The 17,051-nt window shown below is 68.5% G+C and carries 23 protein-coding genes; 13 read left to right on the top strand and 10 right to left on the bottom strand.

The genetic code is table 11. The annotated features are described in order from the left end of the window. Positions 1 to 86: 86 nt before the first annotated feature. A complete protein-coding gene (locus ACGFIF_RS35150; RefSeq protein ID WP_393160414.1) occupies positions 87 to 1,244 on the top strand; it encodes an NAD-dependent epimerase/dehydratase family protein in 1,158 nt (385 codons plus the stop codon). Here the strand turns inward: ACGFIF_RS35150 and ACGFIF_RS35145 are convergent. Then, positions 1,241 to 1,600 (bottom strand): VOC family protein, encoded by a 360-nt coding sequence (locus tag ACGFIF_RS35145; RefSeq protein WP_393160413.1) that lies wholly within the window; start codon positions 1,598 to 1,600, stop codon positions 1,241 to 1,243. The genes ACGFIF_RS35150 and ACGFIF_RS35145 overlap by 4 nt on opposite strands. A gap of 10 nt (positions 1,601 to 1,610) precedes the next feature. After that, positions 1,611 to 2,333 carry a methyltransferase domain-containing protein gene (locus ACGFIF_RS35140; RefSeq protein ID WP_393160412.1) on the bottom strand — a complete coding sequence of 241 codons (723 nt, stop codon included), beginning with the start codon at positions 2,331 to 2,333 and terminating at the stop codon, positions 1,611 to 1,613. Positions 2,334 to 2,449: 116 nt separating this feature from the next. Here ACGFIF_RS35140 and ACGFIF_RS35135 point away from each other — a divergent pair, with 116 nt between their 5' ends. Continuing rightward, positions 2,450 to 2,815 (top strand): VOC family protein, encoded by a 366-nt coding sequence (locus ACGFIF_RS35135; protein ID WP_393160411.1) that lies wholly within the window; start codon positions 2,450 to 2,452, stop codon positions 2,813 to 2,815. Between the two features lie 6 nt (positions 2,816 to 2,821). On the opposite strand, the gene ACGFIF_RS35130 is transcribed toward ACGFIF_RS35135, so the two are convergent. From ACGFIF_RS35130 to ACGFIF_RS35120, 3 genes are all read right to left on the bottom strand, one after another. Next, on the bottom strand, positions 2,822 to 3,823 hold the full coding sequence (locus ACGFIF_RS35130; protein ID WP_132211472.1) for an alanine racemase: 1,002 nt from the start codon (positions 3,821 to 3,823) through the stop codon (positions 2,822 to 2,824). Between the two features lie 4 nt (positions 3,824 to 3,827). Next, complete coding sequence (locus ACGFIF_RS35125; protein ID WP_393160410.1) at positions 3,828 to 4,958, bottom strand: lipid II:glycine glycyltransferase FemX; 1,131 nt, start codon at positions 4,956 to 4,958, stop codon at positions 3,828 to 3,830. Positions 4,959 to 5,027: 69 nt separating this feature from the next. Further along, a complete protein-coding gene (locus tag ACGFIF_RS35120) occupies positions 5,028 to 5,945 on the bottom strand; it encodes an SDR family NAD(P)-dependent oxidoreductase (RefSeq protein WP_393160409.1) in 918 nt (305 codons plus the stop codon). Between the two features lie 120 nt (positions 5,946 to 6,065). On the opposite strand from ACGFIF_RS35120, the gene ACGFIF_RS35115 reads away from it, so the two are divergent. Genes ACGFIF_RS35115 through ACGFIF_RS35105 form a run of 3 tightly spaced genes read left to right on the top strand, consistent with a single transcriptional unit; the run spans position 6,066 to position 8,599 of the window. Next, positions 6,066 to 6,632, top strand: a complete 567-nt coding sequence (locus tag ACGFIF_RS35115; RefSeq protein WP_393160408.1) for a TetR/AcrR family transcriptional regulator — start codon at positions 6,066 to 6,068, stop codon at positions 6,630 to 6,632. 28 nt (positions 6,633 to 6,660) lie between these two features. Continuing rightward, the gene (locus ACGFIF_RS35110) at positions 6,661 to 7,359 is read left to right on the top strand and encodes an SDR family NAD(P)-dependent oxidoreductase (protein ID WP_393160407.1); all 699 of its coding nucleotides are present in this window, start codon (positions 6,661 to 6,663) and stop codon (positions 7,357 to 7,359) included. Between the two features lie 31 nt (positions 7,360 to 7,390). Next, on the top strand, positions 7,391 to 8,599 hold the full coding sequence (locus tag ACGFIF_RS35105; protein WP_393160406.1) for an MFS transporter: 1,209 nt from the start codon (positions 7,391 to 7,393) through the stop codon (positions 8,597 to 8,599). On the opposite strand, the gene ACGFIF_RS35100 is transcribed toward ACGFIF_RS35105, so the two are convergent. Next, complete coding sequence (locus ACGFIF_RS35100; RefSeq protein ID WP_393160405.1) at positions 8,568 to 9,101, bottom strand: NUDIX domain-containing protein; 534 nt, start codon at positions 9,099 to 9,101, stop codon at positions 8,568 to 8,570. The two genes, ACGFIF_RS35105 and ACGFIF_RS35100, sit on opposite strands and share 32 nt — an antisense overlap. A 36-nt stretch (positions 9,102 to 9,137) precedes the next feature. Between ACGFIF_RS35100 and ACGFIF_RS35095 the strand changes: the two genes are divergently transcribed. After that, positions 9,138 to 9,596: a hypothetical protein gene (locus ACGFIF_RS35095; RefSeq protein WP_393160404.1), complete on the top strand. Its 459-nt coding sequence runs from the start codon at positions 9,138 to 9,140 to the stop codon at positions 9,594 to 9,596. On the opposite strand, the gene ACGFIF_RS35090 is transcribed toward ACGFIF_RS35095, so the two are convergent. Together ACGFIF_RS35090 and ACGFIF_RS35085 are read right to left on the bottom strand one after the other, a co-directional pair. Next, a complete protein-coding gene (locus tag ACGFIF_RS35090) occupies positions 9,577 to 10,380 on the bottom strand; it encodes a deoxyribonuclease IV (RefSeq protein ID WP_393160403.1) in 804 nt (267 codons plus the stop codon). The genes ACGFIF_RS35095 and ACGFIF_RS35090 overlap by 20 nt on opposite strands. A 30-nt stretch (positions 10,381 to 10,410) precedes the next feature. Next, a complete protein-coding gene (locus tag ACGFIF_RS35085) occupies positions 10,411 to 10,911 on the bottom strand; it encodes an Lrp/AsnC family transcriptional regulator (RefSeq protein ID WP_393160402.1) in 501 nt (166 codons plus the stop codon). Positions 10,912 to 11,005: 94 nt separating this feature from the next. Here ACGFIF_RS35085 and ACGFIF_RS35080 point away from each other — a divergent pair, with 94 nt between their 5' ends. The 5 genes from ACGFIF_RS35080 to rplI all read left to right on the top strand — a co-directional run bounded on the left by ACGFIF_RS35080 (position 11,006) and on the right by rplI (position 14,070). Continuing rightward, a complete protein-coding gene (locus ACGFIF_RS35080; RefSeq protein ID WP_393160401.1) occupies positions 11,006 to 12,139 on the top strand; it encodes an MFS transporter in 1,134 nt (377 codons plus the stop codon). 196 nt (positions 12,140 to 12,335) lie between these two features. After that, positions 12,336 to 12,626, top strand: a complete 291-nt coding sequence (rpsF, locus tag ACGFIF_RS35075; RefSeq protein WP_132211461.1) for a 30S ribosomal protein S6 — start codon at positions 12,336 to 12,338, stop codon at positions 12,624 to 12,626. A 95-nt stretch (positions 12,627 to 12,721) separates the two neighbouring features. Continuing rightward, positions 12,722 to 13,294, top strand: coding sequence for a single-stranded DNA-binding protein (locus tag ACGFIF_RS35070; RefSeq protein WP_393160400.1), 573 nt, complete (start codon positions 12,722 to 12,724; stop codon positions 13,292 to 13,294). Between the two features lie 81 nt (positions 13,295 to 13,375). Beyond that, positions 13,376 to 13,609 (top strand): 30S ribosomal protein S18, encoded by a 234-nt coding sequence (gene rpsR, locus ACGFIF_RS35065; protein WP_012924539.1) that lies wholly within the window; start codon positions 13,376 to 13,378, stop codon positions 13,607 to 13,609. A 14-nt stretch (positions 13,610 to 13,623) separates the two neighbouring features. Next, positions 13,624 to 14,070, top strand: coding sequence for a 50S ribosomal protein L9 (gene rplI, locus ACGFIF_RS35060; protein ID WP_393160399.1), 447 nt, complete (start codon positions 13,624 to 13,626; stop codon positions 14,068 to 14,070). 70 nt (positions 14,071 to 14,140) lie between these two features. Here the strand turns inward: rplI and ACGFIF_RS35055 are convergent, their stop codons facing one another. Together ACGFIF_RS35055 and ACGFIF_RS35050 are read right to left on the bottom strand one after the other, a co-directional pair. Beyond that, a complete protein-coding gene (locus tag ACGFIF_RS35055) occupies positions 14,141 to 14,410 on the bottom strand; it encodes a hypothetical protein (RefSeq protein WP_393160398.1) in 270 nt (89 codons plus the stop codon). Then, a complete protein-coding gene (locus ACGFIF_RS35050; protein WP_393160397.1) occupies positions 14,407 to 15,819 on the bottom strand; it encodes a hypothetical protein in 1,413 nt (470 codons plus the stop codon). Before ACGFIF_RS35050 ends, ACGFIF_RS35055 begins: the two co-directional genes overlap by 4 nt. 313 nt (positions 15,820 to 16,132) lie before the next feature. On the opposite strand from ACGFIF_RS35050, the gene ACGFIF_RS35045 reads away from it, so the two are divergent. Next, positions 16,133 to 16,762 (top strand): DUF6668 family protein, encoded by a 630-nt coding sequence (locus ACGFIF_RS35045; protein WP_393160396.1) that lies wholly within the window; start codon positions 16,133 to 16,135, stop codon positions 16,760 to 16,762. Positions 16,763 to 16,777: 15 nt separating this feature from the next. Further along, positions 16,778 to 17,050 (top strand): conjugal transfer protein TrbC, encoded by a 273-nt coding sequence (locus tag ACGFIF_RS35040; protein ID WP_393160395.1) that lies wholly within the window; start codon positions 16,778 to 16,780, stop codon positions 17,048 to 17,050. The last annotated feature ends 1 nt before the right edge of the window (position 17,051 follow it).

Raw genomic sequence — 17,051 nt, 5'->3', positions numbered from 1 at the left:
AGTGGGACCGATCACGTTAGTGGAGCGGGTACTCGGGATAGGAAGGAAGGTGAAAGCCAACATCCCCACAGGAAGGCGGCCGAGCCGTGCGCGTACTCGTCCTGGGCGGTGACGGTTACTTAGGGTGGCCGACCGCGCTGCATCTGTCAGACCGCGGCCACGACACGGCCGTCCTCGACAACTTCGCCCGTCGGGGCTACGACCGCGAGCTGGGGGTGCAGAGCCTGGTCCCGATCCAGGACCTCGACACCAGGGTCGCGGCCTGGGAGGAAGTGTCCGGCCGGCGGATCGCGGCGTACGCCGGTGACCTGCTCGACGCCGACTTCGTCTACGGGGTACTGCGCGAGTTCGAGCCGGACGCGATCGTGCACTTCGCCGAGCAGCGGGCGGCGCCGTACTCGATGATCGACCGCGCGCACGCCGTGTATACCCAGCACAACAACGTGGTCGGCACGCTGAACCTGATGTACGCCGTCGCCGAGACGAACCCGGACATCCACCTGGTCAAGCTCGGCACGATGGGCGAGTACGGCACGCCGAACATCGACATCGAGGAAGGCTGGCTGGAGGTCGAGCACAACGGCCGCAAGGACCGGATGCTCTACCCGAAGAAGCCGGGCTCGTTCTACCACCTGAGCAAGGTGCACGACTCGCACAACCTCGAGTTCGGCTGCCGGGTCTGGGGCCTGCGGGTCACCGACCTGAACCAGGGCGTGGTCTACGGGCAGCAGACGCCGCAGACCGTGCAGGACCCGCGGCTGGCCACCCGGTTCGACTACGACGCCGTGTTCGGCACCGTGCTCAACCGGTTCGTGATCCAGGCCGTCCTCGGCGAGCCGCTGACGGTGTACGGCACCGGCGGGCAGACCCGTGGGCTGCTCGACATCCGGGACACCGTCGAGTGCATCCGGCTCGCGGTGGAGAACCCGGCCGACGCCGGTGAGTTCCGGGTCTTCAACCAGATGACCGAGAGCTACTCGGTCAGCCAGATCGCCGACAAGGTCGCCGAGTGCTTCCCCGGCCCGGTGCAGGTCGAGCACCTGGAGAACCCGCGGGTGGAGCAGGCGGAGCACTACTACAACGTGCAGCACACCGGCCTGGTCGGTCTCGGTCTGGAGCCGCACCTGTTGTCCGACACACTGATCGACTCGATGTTCGACATCGTTGCCGCCAACAAGGACCGCGTCGACCACGCCGCCCTGCTACCGACCGTCCGCTGGAAGGGTCACCTCAAGCAGCGTTAGACAAAGAAGCAGAAGATGTGGCCGACCGGGTCGGCGTAAATGCGGACGTTGGGCTGGGGCTGGAAGTCCTGCAGCCGGGCGCCCAGGGAGGTCGCGTGCTGGTGCGCGGCCTCCAGATCGTCCACCTTGAAGTCGAGATGCAGCTGCATCTGCTGCTTCTCGGTCTCACTCGGCCAGGTCGGCGTACGGAACTTCGGCTCGATCTGGAACGACAGCGTGGAGCTGCCTTCCGGGCCTTTCGCGGTCGCCCAGCCCTCCTCGTCGTCGCCCAGCTCCCAGCCGAGCAGTTCACAGTAGAACCGCGCGAGCTTCCGAGGGTCGGGCGCGTCAAGCACTACACCTGCCAGTGGAATCATTCTCCGCACGCTAGCGGCGGCCACCGACAAGTAGCGTCGGAAGGACGGCAAGGAACCTGTCCTGCCGCCCACGATCAGCCTGCTCGGCCAGCCAGCTGTCCGCGTCGTCCTGAGTGATCAGGGCTTTCTCGACCGCGGCGGCAGCCGCCATCTCGAGCTGACGCGCCAGCAGCCGGTGGTCGGTGACCACTTCGGTGTGTACGACGACCTCGACGTCGCGGAACCCGGCATCCAGCAGCACGTCCCGCAGACTGCGCGCGGCTCGGGGAGCGACCGATCGGGACTCCAGACCGAGCAGGACGACGTCGGTCAGGTCCTGGTCGGAGCTGTCGATCAGCAGGAACCCGTAGTCCTGGCCGCCCAGCACGATGCGTCCGCCCGGCCGGATCACCCGCCGGGCCTCGGCCACGGTCGGGACCGAGTCCTCCAGCAGGTGGAAGAGCCGGACGGCCCGGTAGCCGTCCACCGACGCGTTCTCCAGCGGCAGGTCGTCGGAATGTGCCACGTGAAACATCGCCTCGGGCGCCCGGGTCCGGGCAGCGTCGATAGCCGATGGATCCGCGTCCACACCGGTCACCTTCAAGCCGGCCGCCGTCAGCTCGGCGACCGCGTGGCCGGCGCCGCACCCGACATCGACGCAGGTCGCGCCTCGGGTCAGGTCCAGCAACCGGTACGACTCCGCCCGGAGCTCCGCTGCTCCGGGCCGTTCCTCGATCCGTTCCAGAAGGCTCATGGTCCCAGGCTGAAACTTCAGGTCCACCTGAAGTCAACTGTCACACTTCTCCGCCGGGATGCGTCAGGCTGGGTGGCGGGATGGTCCTGCCGCTGAATCGACCTAGGAGACCTGTGATGAAGTTCGCGAAGACCATCGTGTACGTCGAGGACGCGAAGGCCTCGATCGAGTTCTTCGAGCGCGCGTTCGGGTGGAAGGGCACGTACTGGGACCAGGGCGCCGGCGAGGTGGACGCCGGTGACACCAAGATCGTCTTCGCCACCTACGCGGTCGGCCAGAGCCACCTGTCCGAGGTCGGCACACCTGGCGCGGTGGGCTTCGAGCTCGGGCTCACCAGTGAGGACGTCGAGGGCGACTTCCAGCGCGCCGTCGAGGCCGGCGCGGAGCCGCTGAAGCAGCCGGAGAAGTCACCGTGGGGGCAGGTCACGTCCTACCTGCGCTGCCCCGACGGCACTGTCATCGACCTCGCCTCACCGGCCTGAGCCGGCCTAGTCCATCGACACCTTGTCGAACGTCGTGGTGGTGTAGCGGACGTCGACGCCGACCTCGTCGCCGACCGCGGGGGGCGCCACCGACGACGGCAGGAACAGCATGCTGGCCTGCATGTGCGGCGGCTCCGCGAACCAGCGCTGCTTGCCCTCGATGGTGAACGGCGACAGCGCCATCCCGGCCGCGTCCAGGCTGCCCTTCGCCATCGCGATCGCGCGCTGGCGCACGCTGGCCGCCGCGGTCGGTGCCTCCAGGCCGACGCCGTGCGCGGTCCCGCCCGACACCACCAGGACGTGGCCGTCACCGCTGACCCGGCGCTGCCGGTAGCCGACCCGCTCACCGCGGCGAACCGAGTGCACGTCGAGCACCGTGGCCCGCACGGTCAGCGCGCCGCGGTCGCCGAGCCAGAGCCCGGTGCCCATCCGCAGCTTGACGTTCTCGCCGATGTCGGTCAGCTTCTGCGCCGGTACGTGCGACACCCACAGCGGTCCCCGCCGGACCGCCTGGGCGGCCTTCCCCAGCTCGGCGGCTTCGCGGACGTTGGCCGACGTACCGCCGGCACCCATCGGGAAGTGCAGGGACCAGCCCTCGAACCGGATCCGGTCGAGCGCGTTCAGCAGCATCGTGTGCCGCAGTTCGCGGGCGCCGATCCCGTGCCGCCGCATCGAGGTCATCACCTCGATCAGCACCCGGCTGCCGGCCGGGATCGAGACCAGGTCGGCCAGCCGGCTGACCGTGTGGATCACGTTCTTGCTCTGCGGGATGTCGAGGAACGGCCGCCAGGGGGACAGGACGACGATGTCCTCACGCGGGTCCGGCGGCACCTCGAAGTACGTGCCGACCGCGACGGTCCGCGCACCGAGGGCACGCGCCTCGGCCAGCAGCCGCTGGTTGCCGAAGCCGTACCCGTTGCCCTTGGCGACCGGGACGATGTCGGGGTTCCACGTGGAACGCAGATGTTCGCGCCATCGATCGGAATCGACGTGCAGGACTAGGGGCATGGTGTCAACGCCGTCTCATGTAGAGGTCGAATGCGGTGTAGAGCGCCTTGTTCAACGGCAGATCCCACTCACCGACGTACTCGACGGCCTCGCCGCCGGTGCCGACCTTGAACTGGATCAGCCCGACGTGCGGGTCGTTCGGGTCCAAGGTGTCGGTGATGCCCCGTAGGTCGTACACAGACGCACCCGCCGCGAGTGCGTCCGACATCATGCGCCACTGGATCGCGTTCGATCCGCGCACGTCCCGCTTGGCGGTCGAGCTGGCTCCGTAGGAGTACCATGAATGACCACCGACCCGGACCCAGATCGTCGAAGCGACCAGATCGCCCTCGTGATAGGCGTTGTAGATCCGGAAGTCACAGCAGTCGGCGGGCTGATTCGCCATCGCCGCCTGCATCTTCATGAAGTACGGCAGCGGCCGCGGGGTGAAGTGGTCCCGCTCCGCGGTCTCGACGTACAGCTGGTGGAAGGCCTTCAGGTCCTCGGCGCCGCCCTGCGTCACCTCGACGCCGGCCTTCTCCGCCTTCTTGATGTTGCGCCGCCAGAGCTGGTTCATGCCCTTGAGCAGGTCGTCCTGACTGCGACCGGCCAGCGGCACCTGGAACACGTACTGCGGCTGTCCGGCAGCGAAGCCGTCACCGACGCGCGGCGCCTTCCACCCGAGCGCGCGCAACTGTGCGGCCACGGTGGCACCGGACGGCTCGATCACGTCGGACCGGACATCGCCGAGCTTCGGCTGCTGACCGCCCGCGATCGCGTCCTTGATCGTCTTCGCACCCCAGCGCCGGGTCGCCACCGGCGGACCCATCCGGACACCGAACGCGCCGCGCTCCTGCAGGTGCGCCGCGAGCGGGCGCAGGTAGCGGCCGAGGTCGACGGCGTCCCAGTCGATCACCGGGCCCTCGGGCAGGTAGGCCAGGTAGCGCTTCACCTTCGGCATCTGCCGGTAGAGCACCAGGCCGGCCCCGAGCAGTTCGCCCGGATTGCTCGGGTCGAACCAGCCGAGTGACTCCGCCTTCCACTCACTCTTCACCGCCGCCCACCCAGGGGTCTGCAGGAAGCTTGCCGACGGTTGCGCCGCGATATAGGCAGCGTGCTCGTCGGCCGAGATGGTCCGGATGCTCAAGTCACTCACGGTCGGTCAGGTTACCGGCCCGAAGCTTTGAACCGTAGCCGAGCCGGTTTCCTGATCAACCCCCGCGGACTACTGGACCAGCAGTTTCAGCGAGACATCCCACAAACGAGTGGCCGACTCCGGATCGAGGGCGTACGCCGCGACACCACTGAATTCCTCACCCGTGTTGAGCACGGCCTCGTTGTTGTCCTCGAAGTACCGGCCGGTGACGCCATCGATCAGCGGCGAGGCAGCCAGCAGCACCGAGGTCGACGCATCCTGCTCGACGGTCTTCCACTGGAATCTGTCCCAGCCCTTCTGCGCCTCGGGGTCCACATGGCGCTGCAGCGCGGTCCGGATCCCGCCCGGCATCAGCGCGTTGGCGATGATGCCGTCACTCGCCCAGCGCTTGGCCGCCTCGACCGCGAACAGCACGTTAGCGGTCTTGGACTGCCCGTACGCCGACCATTCGTCGTACGGCCGGTGCTCGAAGTGGATGTCGTCGAAGCCGACGTCCGAGCGCAGGTGCGCGCTGGAGCTGACCGAGACGATCCGGGCGCCGCCGGCCTGGGCGAGTGCGCCGTGCAGGCCGGTCGCGAGCCCGAAGTGGCCGAGGTGGTTGGTGGCGAACTGGTGCTCCCAGCCCTCGGGCGTGCGGTTGAGCGGCTCGGCCATCACGCCCGCGTTGTTGATCAGGAGGTGGAGCGGTCCGTCCCAGTTCTTCGCGAACGCCTGCACCGACTCGCGGTCGGCGAGCTCGAGTGGTGCGACGAAGACGTGATTGTTGCCGGTCGTCTCGATGATCTCGGCGGCCGTGCGCTCACCGGCCGCGGTGTTGCGGACGGCCAGCGTGACCTCGGCGCCGGCCGAGGCGAGGGCGCGAGCGGTCTCGACGCCGATGCCGGACGCGCCGCCGGTGACGACCGCGCGGCGGCCGGACAGGTCGACGCCGGCGATCACCTGGGCGGCGGTGGAGTCGTGGTCGAAGGGGGTGGTGATTCTGCTCATCAGGTCGGTCCTGTTCTGCGAGCTACGCTTTAACCGGAGGAGCCTCCGGTAAATCCCAGTTAACTGGAGGAGCCTCCGGTTATCAAGTCCGCTAGGTTCTGGGGTCAGAAGGGAGGGGAGATGGGCACTGGCGAGCGCCCCCTGCGGGCGGACGCGCAGCGGAACCGGGACCAGATTCTGGCCGCCGCGGCACGAGCGTTCTCGACGTGCGGACTCGAGGCGACGCTGGAGGGGATCGCGAAGGACGCCGGTGTCGGCATCGGCACCCTCTACCGGCACTTCCCGACCCGCGAGCTGCTGATCGAGGCGGCGTACCGGAGCGAGCTGGCCTCCATTTGCGACGCCGCTCCCGAGTTGCTCGACTCGATGCCGCCCGCCGAGGCGCTGCGCGCCTGGATGGACCGCTACATCGACTACATGACCCGCAAGCTCGGGATGGCCGACGCGCTGCGTGCGGTGATCGCGTCCGGCGCGAACCCGTACGCCCAGAGCTTCGAGCTCCTGGTCGGCGCCATCAAGCCCCTGCTCGACGCCGGCGCCGCCGCCGGCGACCTCCGCAGCGATGTCTCGGCCGACGACGTCCTCATCAGCATCAGCGGCGTCGCCCTGGCCACCGGCAAGAACCGCGACCAGGCGGACCGGGCCCTGAACCTCCTCATGGACGGCCTCCGCTACCGCGCTCCGTAGGCTGGCGCCCGTGCAAAAGGTGGCGTTGGTGACGGGATCGGCTTCGGGGATCGGGGAGGCGACCGCTCGGCGGTTGGCGGCCGAGGGGATGACGGTCGCGGTGCACTCGCGGTCGAGCCGGGACGCCGGGGTCGCCTTGGCCGCAGAGCTCGGCGGGACCTATCACCAGGCCGACCTGGCCGATGACGCGGCGGCGACGGGCCTGGTCCCCAGCGTGCTGGCTGAGCATGGGCGGCTCGACGTACTGGTGAACAACGCGGGGATCAGCTGGCCGGTGCCGCATGCGGAGCTCTCGTCGTTGACCGCCGACGACTGGCGGCGACTGCTCGACGTCAATCTGATCGCTCCCTGGCTGCTGTGTACGGCGGCCTTGCCCGCGCTCCGGGAGTCGGGCGGATGCATCGTGAACGTCACCAGTCATGCCGGCGTCCGGCCGAAGGGAAGCTCGATCGGGTACGCCGCCAGCAAGGCCGCGCTCAATCACGTAACCAAGTTGCTGGCCGCGGCCCTCGGCCCCGAAGTCCGCGTGAACGCGGTCGCACCCGGGCTGGTCGACACCCCGATGACCGCCGACTGGACCGCTGCCCAGGAGCTGTGGAAAACGTCGAGTCCGATGCGCCGTGCCGCGCAACCGTCGGATGTCGCCGACCTGATCTCAGCGGTGATCCACAACTCCTACCTCACCGGTGAGGTGATCCTGCTCGACGGCGGTCTCAACCTGCGCTGATCTTGTCGGTGCCGATCCCTACGATCGCGGGATGTCTTTGGGTCGGGACTTCCGGCGGTTGTGGACCGCCTTCACCGTCAGCGCCGTCGGAACCGCGATCGGATCCGGAGCCCTCCCGTTCGTCGCGATCCTCGCGCTCGACGTCAGCACGTCCCAGGTCTCGCTGCTCGCCGCCATCTCGGCGCTGGCCGGCGCCGCGCTCGCGCTGCCGATGGGCGACTTCATCGAGCAGCGCCACAAACGGCCGGTGATGATCGCCGCGGATCTCGTCCGCTTCGGGGTGTTGCTGAGTGTCCCGGTCGCGGCGGCGTTCGACGTACTGACCTATGCGCAGTTGTGTGTCGTCGGCGTCGTCCAGGCGGCGGCGCTGATCGCGTTCACGGCCGCGAGCGGTGCGCATCTGAAGGCGCTGGTTCCGGCCGAGGGGAGGGCCGAGGCGAACAGCAAGTTCGAGCAGACGACCTGGCTGGCGATGAGCGTCGGTCCGCCGATCGGCGGTGCGCTGGTGAGTCTGATCGGTGCGACCGTGACTCTTGCCGTCGACGCGGTGTCGTTCCTGCTGTCCGCGATCGGCATCCGGCGGATCCGGCAGCCGGAGCCGCCGCCCCCTCGCCGGACGGAGAAGGCAGACATCACGGCCGGGTGGAAGTACATCCTGCGGCATCGCGGTCTGGCCGTCCTGTTCTGGAACTCGCAGATCTTCGGCGGTCCGGTGATGATGACGTCCCCGCTGCTCACCGTGCTCATGCTGCGCGACCTGGGACTCGCACCGTGGAGCTACGGTCTGTCGCTCGGAGTGTCCTGTCTCGGCGCCGTGCTGGGTGCGCGGCTGGCACCGCGGCTCACCCTCCGGTACGGACTGCATCGGATGCTGCTGGTGTTCGGCGTACTGCGGGCGCCTTGGCTGCTGTTGTTGCCCTTGGCGCCGGCCGGGATCGCCGGACTGGTCGTGATCACCGTCGCCGAGACCGGCATGCTGGTGGCGGCCGGTGCGTTCAACCCGTCGTTCGCGACGTACCGGATGGAGGCGACGGAGGACGGCTACATGGCGCGGGTGTTCACCGCGTGGTCGATCACGTCGCGGTGTGTGCAGCCGTTGTTCATGGCGCTGGGTGGTGTGCTCGCGGCAGTGATCGGGATCCGTGGCGCGATGTACGTCGCGGGCGCGTGCTGCCTGATCAGTGCCGTCGTGCTGCCGTGGAAGGCGGCTAGACCAGCTCCATTGCCTGCGCCAGTCTGACCAGGTTGCCCATGATCCCGTCGGGCTGCGCGTCCAGATAGGCGATCGCCTTGTCCGGCGACAGCACCAGCACCTCGACCACCTGCTCGCCGTCGTCGGGGTTGGTCGGCTCCTGCTCGATCACGACGTCCGCGACGACGTTGGCCCAGTACGAGATCGGGTGCGGGAGATGCGGACGGTACGGCCCCGGGCGGCGGTGCTCGGCGCGGTGCGCACCGAGCCACGTCATCGGACCGGTCAGCCGGGCGCCGGCCTCCTCGAGCAGCTCGCGGTGCACGATCTGCTCGATCGTCTCGCCGGGCTCGCGGGTCCCGCCGGGCAGGAAGCGCCAGCCGAGGTCGTTGCCGCAGACAACGATTCCACCGTCGGTCCGGCCGATCACGTGCACGTTGCTGATCAGCTCGTCCGGCGGCTCCTCGGTCTGGAACCGGACGTCGAGATCACCCCAGGCCCAGTAGTCCGCCGCGAAGAGCTCGGGAAACCGCTCGGGCCAGGTCTGCATACCGGCCATTGTCCCGGCTGCGCTACGGTCCCCCACATGGCGGCCCCCTCACCTGATCCTGAACCGGACCCTGCACCGGATCCTGCACCGGACCCTTCGCCGGACCCGGACCGCGCTCGCCGTACCGCTGGGCGCCTGCTCGGCGGGTGTGCCGCGCTGACCGCCATGGTCGGCTTCTTCCAGGTCACCGACATGCTGCGCGAAGGCGTCGATCAGTACGGCGGCACGGCCTGGCTCGGCGTGGTCGTCGCCGGGCTCTCCCTCCTCGCCCTGATCGCGCTGTACGTCGCGTGCACGCTCAACCGGACGACACTGCACACCCGCGTGCTCGGCCGACTCGACCTCTTCCAGGTGTCGACCGTACTGGTCCTCGTCGCCATCACGGCCGGGATCGCCATCCCCACCCGCAACACCACCGCGCTGGCGCTGCTGCTGCCGTGGGGTATCACCTACTGGGTCCACGGCCTGGGTGCGGTTACTTCAGATGAGCCCTGAGGTAGTCGATGTCGGCCTTCTGACCGTGATCCGCGTTCGGCGTCTCGACGACCACCGGGGCGCCGGCGGCCTGCACCACCGCAACGATGTCGGCCGGATCAATGTGACCCTCTTCGAAGTTGCTGTGCCGGTCGGCGCCGGAGCCGAACTCGTCCCGTGAGCCGTTCGCGTGGACCAGATCGATCCGCCCGGTGATCGCCAGCACCTTTTCCACGATCGTCGGCAACTCCTCGCCGGCCGCGTGGAAGTGGCAGGTGTCCAGGCAGAAGCCGACGTTCTCCAGCCGGTCGTTCCCCGAGGCCTGCACCGCATCCCACAGCCGGGCGATCCGGTCCAGCTGACGGGCCATCGCGTTCTCGCCGCCGGCCGTGTTCTCGATCAGCAGCGGGACCGGCAGCTCGGCCCGCTCGATGCACTTGCGCCAGTTGTCGAACCCGGCCTCCGGGTCGTCCTCGTCGCCGACATGCCCGCCGTGCACGATGACACCCTTGACCGCGATCTCGGCCGCCTTGTCCAGGGTCTGCTGGAGCAGTTTGCGGCTCGGGATCCGGATCCGGTTGTTCGTGTTCGCCACGTTCAGCCGGTACGGCGCGTGCACGTACAGATCGACGCCCGCCACGGCGGCCCGCTCCCGCAGTGCCTCCTCGCCGTCGGCGTACGCGAGCTTCGGCGCCTTGTAGTCCTGCGGATTGCCCAGGAAGAACTGCACCAGGTCGGCGCCCCGATCAGCCGCCTCGGCCAACGGGTCCTGCTGGTCCACATGCGCACCCAACTTCAAGCTCATGAACCCACCCTAAGACTGGGTACCGACAGTTCAGGAACCCCATCCCGCCGATCGGGTGACGGGACGTGGGTCGTGGGTCGGGGGCTGGACCGGCCGGCCTTCGAATTCGGTGGAGAGGACGACATGGGTGTTCATCTCGCCGTGCTCGCCGAGGCGTTCGAAGAGGCCTTCGAGGTGGCGCATGGAGGTGACGCGGACGCGAAGCATGGAGCAGGAGTTGCCGCTGAGCTTGTGGATCTCGAGCACCTCCGGGAAGTCTTCGGCGCGCGTGGTCTTCAGCAGACACCGTCCGGTCGTGCAGCGCATCTGGACGAAGGCGGACAGTGGTTGGCCGGCCCGAGCCGGGTCGACCTGGGCGCGGTACCCGGCGATCACGCCGGACTCCTCCAGCCGTCGTACCCGATCCGCCACGGCAGGCGGCGACAGGTTGACCCGCTTGCCCAGCTGGTTGAACGACAGCCGCCCGTCGGCCTGCAGTTCGGCGAGGATCTGCCAGTCGGTCGCGTCCAGGTCTCGCTCCTGAAAGGTCATCTCCCCAGAACACCTTCGACATCGCTACTCCACAAGGCCGAACGCCTTACTTCATGCATTGAACGACAACGGCCGCCTTCCTAGCGTTGTAGACATGCTGATCCCCATCGTTCTGGCCGCGGCGCTGATGAACGCCGCCATGATCGCGGCCAGTGCGATGAGCACCATCCTGGTCTCCGACCGGCTGAGCCCTGGCTTGGCCGGCCTACCCAACACCGCTGGTGTACTTGGCACCGCAGCAGGCGCACTCGCCGTGGGCCGCTGGACCGCGCGCCTGGGACGCGCTCAGGCACTCCGCATCGGCTACGGCTTCGGTGTCGCCGGTGGAGCGCTGACAGTGCTGACCGCTGTTGGTGCACAAGTGGCACTGCTCTTCATCGGCATGTTCCTGCTCGGTGCCGGCAACGCAGCGAGTCTCCTGTCCCGGTACGCCGCGGCTGACGCCGTACCAGCAACTCGACGCGGGTCAGCCATGAGCACAGTCGTCTGGGCCAGTACCGCGGGTGCCGTCGCCGGACCGTTCCTCATGGCACCGTCACAGTCCTTCGCGACGGCTCTCGGCCTGCCGGCGGTGTCTGGACCGTTCCTGCTCGCACTGGCCACCGTGTTCGGCGCACTGGTCGCGTCCACCTACATCCGGAGTACTCACCGCGCCGACGAGCCTCTGCCGGAGCACCAGCCGCGCCCTGCCGAGTCCGTTCGTACGCCGCTCGTCCTCGCCGCCAGTGTGATGATCGTCGGGCATCTGGTGATGGTCGCGTTGATGTCGTCCGTACCTGTGCACACGCATCAGCACGGCGACGGGCTTGGTCTGCTGGGCGTGATGCTGTCCGCTCACACCCTCGGCATGTTCGCACTGGCTCCGCTGACCGGTTGGTGGATCGACCGGTCCGGGGCGCGGCCGGTGATGCTCGCCGGACTCGCTCTGCTGCTCGTGTCCGCCGTACTGGTCACCCAGACTGGTCTCGCCTTCGGACCGGCTCTGTTCCTGCTCGGCTATGCCTGGAACCTGTGCTACCTCGGTGGCAGTGCGCACTTGGTCTCCGCAGACCAGGAGAGCAAGGTCGAGTCGTCCATCTGGACCGTCGCCGCGCTCGCCTCCGCGACCTCACCCTGGCTGTACACACTGGGCGGCTTCGTGCTCCTCGCCGGCTTCTCCGCGGTTCTCGCCCTACCGTTGCTCGTGCTGGTGATCCGCCGTACCTCTCCTCAGGCGGTCGGACGGTGACGGAGAGTCACTGAAAGTGGCCTGTGGATATGGTCAAGGTGGCGTCCGGACGCTGGTATTCTCTTCGGTGTGGCCCGGTCCATCGACCGGGCTCGTTGCTTGGCGTCGGCGGCAAGTGTCGGCGCGGAGCCATCGCATCGCCCTCCTGCCACGGAGAGACCGTGGCCGCCAAGTCCGAAGGAGGTGGAGTTCGCGCATGCGTCGTTACGAAGTCATGGTGATCCTCGACCCTGAGCTCGATGAGCGCACCGTAGAGCCTTCCATCGACCAGTACCTGAACATCGTCCGCAAGGAAGGTGGCACGGTCGAGAAGCTCGACATCTGGGGTCGGCGCAAGCTTGCCTATGACGTGAAGAAGAAGGCCGAAGGCATCTACGCCGTCATCGACCTGACCGCGGAGCCCGCGGTGGTGAAGGAGCTCGACCGTCAGCTCACGCTGAACGAGTCGATCCTCCGGACCAAGGTCATCCGGCCGGACCAGCACTGACCCTGGGGTCGTCAGCAGCCATCGGTACTGTCGGCGCCAGCCGGTACTACTGACAGCTGAAGACACAGTCACACCCGAAAGCAGGAGGAACGGCAATGGCAGGCGAAACCGTCGTCACACTGGTCGGCAACCTTGTCGACGATCCTGAGCTCCGGTTCACCCCGTCCGGCGCCGCCGTCGCGAACTTCCGGATCGCGTCGACGCCGCGGACGTACGACCGGCAGACAGGTGAATGGAAGGACGGCGAGTCGCTGTTCCTGAGTTGTTCCGTCTGGCGCCAGGCCGCGGAGAACGTGGCCGAGTCGCTGCAGCGCGGGATGCGCGTGATCGTGCAGGGCCGGCTCAAGTCCCGCACGTACGACGACCGTGAGGGCAACAAGCGCACGGTTTTCGAGATCGACGTGGACGAGGTCGGGCCCAGCCTGCGCAGCGCCACCGCGAAGGTGACCCGGGCGATGCGCTCCGGTCCCGGCGGCGAAGGCGGCGGCGGCTTCGGTGGTGGCGGTGGCAACCAGGGTGGGAACTTCGGCGGCGGCCAGGGCGGCGCCGCGCAGAACGACCCCTGGGCGGCCCCTCAGCAGCAAGGCGGGGGCGGACAGTCCGCCCCGCAGAACGACCCCTGGGCCAGCCAGGGCGGCGGTGGCTCGATGGAGGAGCCTCCGTTCTGATCCGGTTCCGGGTCGTGACCACGAGACAAGAGTGACCATTCCGGCACGAGTGCCGGGCTCTGGAAGGAAGAGAGCACCACAATGGCCAAGATCATTCGGAAGCCGAAGAAGAAGGTCTGCGGCTTCTGCAAGGACAAGGCGACGTACGTCGATTACAAGGACACCGCGCTGCTGCGCAAGTTCATCTCGGACCGCGGCAAGATCCGCGCCCGCCGGGTGACCGGGAACTGCGTGCAGCACCAGCGTGACGTGGCCACCGCTATCAAGAACGCTCGTGAGGTGGCCCTGCTGCCGTACACGAGCACGGCTCGCTGAGGGAGGTCCGGCACATGAAGCTCATCCTGGCGCAGGAGGTCGAGGGCCTCGGAGCCCCTGGCGACATCGTCGAGGTGAAGGACGGCTACGGCCGCAACTACCTGGTCCCGCGCGGCCTGGCCATCGGCTGGACCCGCGGCGCCGAGAAGCAGATCCAGTCGATCAAGCGGGCGCGTGACGCCCGGGCGATCCAGGGCAAGGAGCACGCGAGCGAGGTCAGGAACCAGCTCGAGCAGCTCACCGTCAAGCTGGACGTCAAGGCGGGTGACACCGGCCGGCTGTTCGGCTCGGTCACCCCGGCCGACATCGCCGGTGCGATCAAGTCCGCCGGCGGGCCGCTGGTCGAGAAGCGGGCGATCGCGATCGACTCGCCGATCAAGACCACCGGCAAGCACCAGGTCTCGGTCCAGCTCCACCCCGAGGTGGCCGCCACGGTCCGCCTCGAGGTCGCCGCAGGCTGACACCTCAGCAGTTCCCGGTAAGGCCCGCTCTCCCACCTGGGAGCGCGGGCCTTACTCATTCCCGGGGTAGTCAGCCTGGCTGGGGCGCCGGCCACTGCTGCGGCGCGGGATCGGTGCCGTTGCCGCCGGTTTCCGGTTTGCTGACGGCCGGCCAGGCGGCCGGCGCAGGATCGGCCGCGGTGCCACCGGTGTCCGGCTTGTCCACCGCCGGCCACGGCACCGGGACCGGATCCTCGGCCGCCACCGCCACGCCCGACGGCACCAGCAGCATCATCGCCGCCAGCACACCCCCGAGCGCCCGGGCTCCGGCGCTCCGCCAGGTCCAACGGGTGGTGGTCACTGCTTCTTGTCCAGGGCGTAGACCACGGAGTCGTGGACGACGATGGCGTGGCTGCCGGCCAGACCCCACGGGCGGGCAGTGGACTGCTGGAGGGGGTACGAACGACCGCCTGGTGTCGTGGCGACCAGGCCTTCGCGAGCAGTTCCGTAGATGGTCGTGCCGGCGATCGACTGCGGTTTGAAACCCTCGTAGTAGAACGTCTTCCCGCGGGTGAGGTCGATCAGGCACTCACCCCAGGCCGCGACCTTGCGGCCGATGTCCGGGACCCAGTCCCAGGTGTCCAGGTCGCCTGCGGACGTGGCCCGGCAGGTGGCGATGACGGAGCCGTCGGCGGTCGAGTGCACCGCCGGGATCAGGTCGGTCGACTTCGGCGACTTCCACAGCACCAGCGCGCGACCGGGGCTCGCGGCAACGATGTGATCGATCTCCTTGGCCCCCGTCGGTGGCTTGAGCGCGAGCTCGACCAGGTCCTTGCCCGGCTGACTCCAGTACAGCGGGCCCTCGTACCGGGCCATCAGCGCCTTGTCGCCCTCGGCGAGGAGGATGGTGGACAACCGCTTCTGGTTCGGCACCGTCTTGAGCTCGCCGCCGGACACCACACTGGCCCCGGCCGAACCCATCGACACCAGCGGCGACGTACCGAAGAACTGCACCTTCGCCGAGTCCGGCAGCTCGACCTCGGTGGCCTCGGCGCCGTCGCCGGCCCAGTAGTACAAGGTGTCCGAGGAGACCACGGCGAGCACCTTCTTGGAGTCGATCGTGGTGTAGACCGGGCTCTCGGCGTCGTTCGGCACCTTGTCCTGCCAGAGCACCTTGCCGTTGCTGTCGAACACCGCGATCTTGTCGTCCGGCGTCAGTACGGCGACCTCCGTGCCGTCCGGCGACACCGCGGGCACCGTCCGTTCGGCGATGTCGACCGTCCAGCTCGCCTTGGTCGTCCAGCCGAGCGGCGCCGGCCGGGCGGCGAACTGGTCCGGCTCGACCTTCGGCTCGGGCAGGGCCGGCAGCTTCGGTGACGCGGTCGGCTTGGCCACACCGTCACCCCCGCTGAACACGGTCAGGTAGAGCGCCGTCCCGGCGATCAGTACGCCGGCCACCACGAACGCGACGATGATCGGCCAGATCGGCTTCTCCTCGCCCTTCTTCTTCCCGCGGGCGTCCGTGTCGACCGCCTCGACCCGGCCGTCCGGGTGGATGATGAGCGGCCAGGAAGCTCCGTCGGACTCCACCGCGGTCGCCTTGACCGCCCGGCCGAGCTGGCCGGCCCGTTCGCTCACAAGGGCGATCGCGGCCTGCCGCGGGTCGTGGTGGTTGACCGGGTGACTACGCCCGGCGATCTTCACCTCGGCGTTGTGGTCGTCGTACAGCCGGATCGTCACCTTGGGCCAGGAGGGGATCTTCTCAGCCACGCAGACCTCTCATTGCCGCCACCCGTCTCCTCACCTCGTCCGACTCGACTCCGACAGCGCCGTCGCCAGTGGTCCAGACCGCTACGTCGGTGAGCCACCACCCGAGCCACCGGCAAAGTAGACCATTAGCATGTCCAGCGCACCAACGGCATGTCTGGAGCCCGGGCAGGCCCGACGACGCGAGCCCACGGCTCGACTGACCCCGACAAGGGGGTAGAAACATCCTCGCCTGTGGATGGGTCACGAAAGTACACCCGGAAAGCGCGAGAATACTGTGGGCGACAGCCTGTGACACACCGCGAGAGGAGGGGCCATGACGCAGAACCCGTGGACTCGGCAGCAATCGCCGACCCCGGGTCCGCAACAGCCGCCACCTGGCCCCACGCCGCAGTCACCGGACCAGCCTCCGCGCGGCCCGTCCGCACCACAGCACGGCGTGCCCGCGCCGGCCGAGGACCAGCGACTCCCCAAGTTCGCCATCCCCGCGGCGGACACGCTCTGGTGGGTCGGTGTGCACGGCGGCGCCGGCGAGACGACGATGTCGCAGTTGCTCCCGGGCACCCGGGCGGCGAACCATCGCTGGCCGATCCCGCCGCCGCCGGTGCCGACCCCGGTCATCCTGGTCGCCCGGACCAACGGGTCAGGTCTTCGGGCCGCCCAGCGGGCCGCGATCGAATGGGCCTCCGGAGTCGTGCAGGGCGTCGCCGTACTCGGTCTGGTGCTGATCGCGGACGCACCCGGCCGGCTGCCCCGCGTCCTCGACGACTTCGCCGACATCGTCGGCGGTGGTGTGCCGAGGGTGTGGGACATCCCGTGGATCGAGGAGTGGCGCCGAGGGGAGGCACCCACCCCTGACAACACCCCGGACGAGGTTTTCGAAGTCCTTGAATCCATCTACGCTCTTCGCGCGTCAAACCCTGCGGACTACCCCGCCCCATACTGAAAGGCATTCACCGCGATGATGTTGGTACACTTGGTCTCCGAGGCCGCGAATCTGATCCCGATGATCGACGACGAGCCGCCGGGCATGGACAAGCTCAAAGGCGTGGTCAACTGGGTCAAGGTGATCGCGTACGTGATCTGTGGTCTCGGCATCCTGATCGCCGGCGCCATGATGGCCATCGGTCAGCGTCGCGGTGAAGGTGGCGAGCACGCGGCCCGGCTGGGCTGGGTGCTGGCGGCCTGCATCGTGATCGGCTCGGCGACGGCTCTCGTCGACCAGCTGAAGTGAT

This window comes from Kribbella sp. NPDC049174 (genome assembly GCF_043197365.1).
Lineage (GTDB): Bacteria > Actinomycetota > Actinomycetes > Propionibacteriales > Kribbellaceae > Kribbella.
The sequence above is the reverse complement of the archived record's forward strand: the minus strand, read 5'-3'. Positions and strand labels throughout refer to the sequence as shown.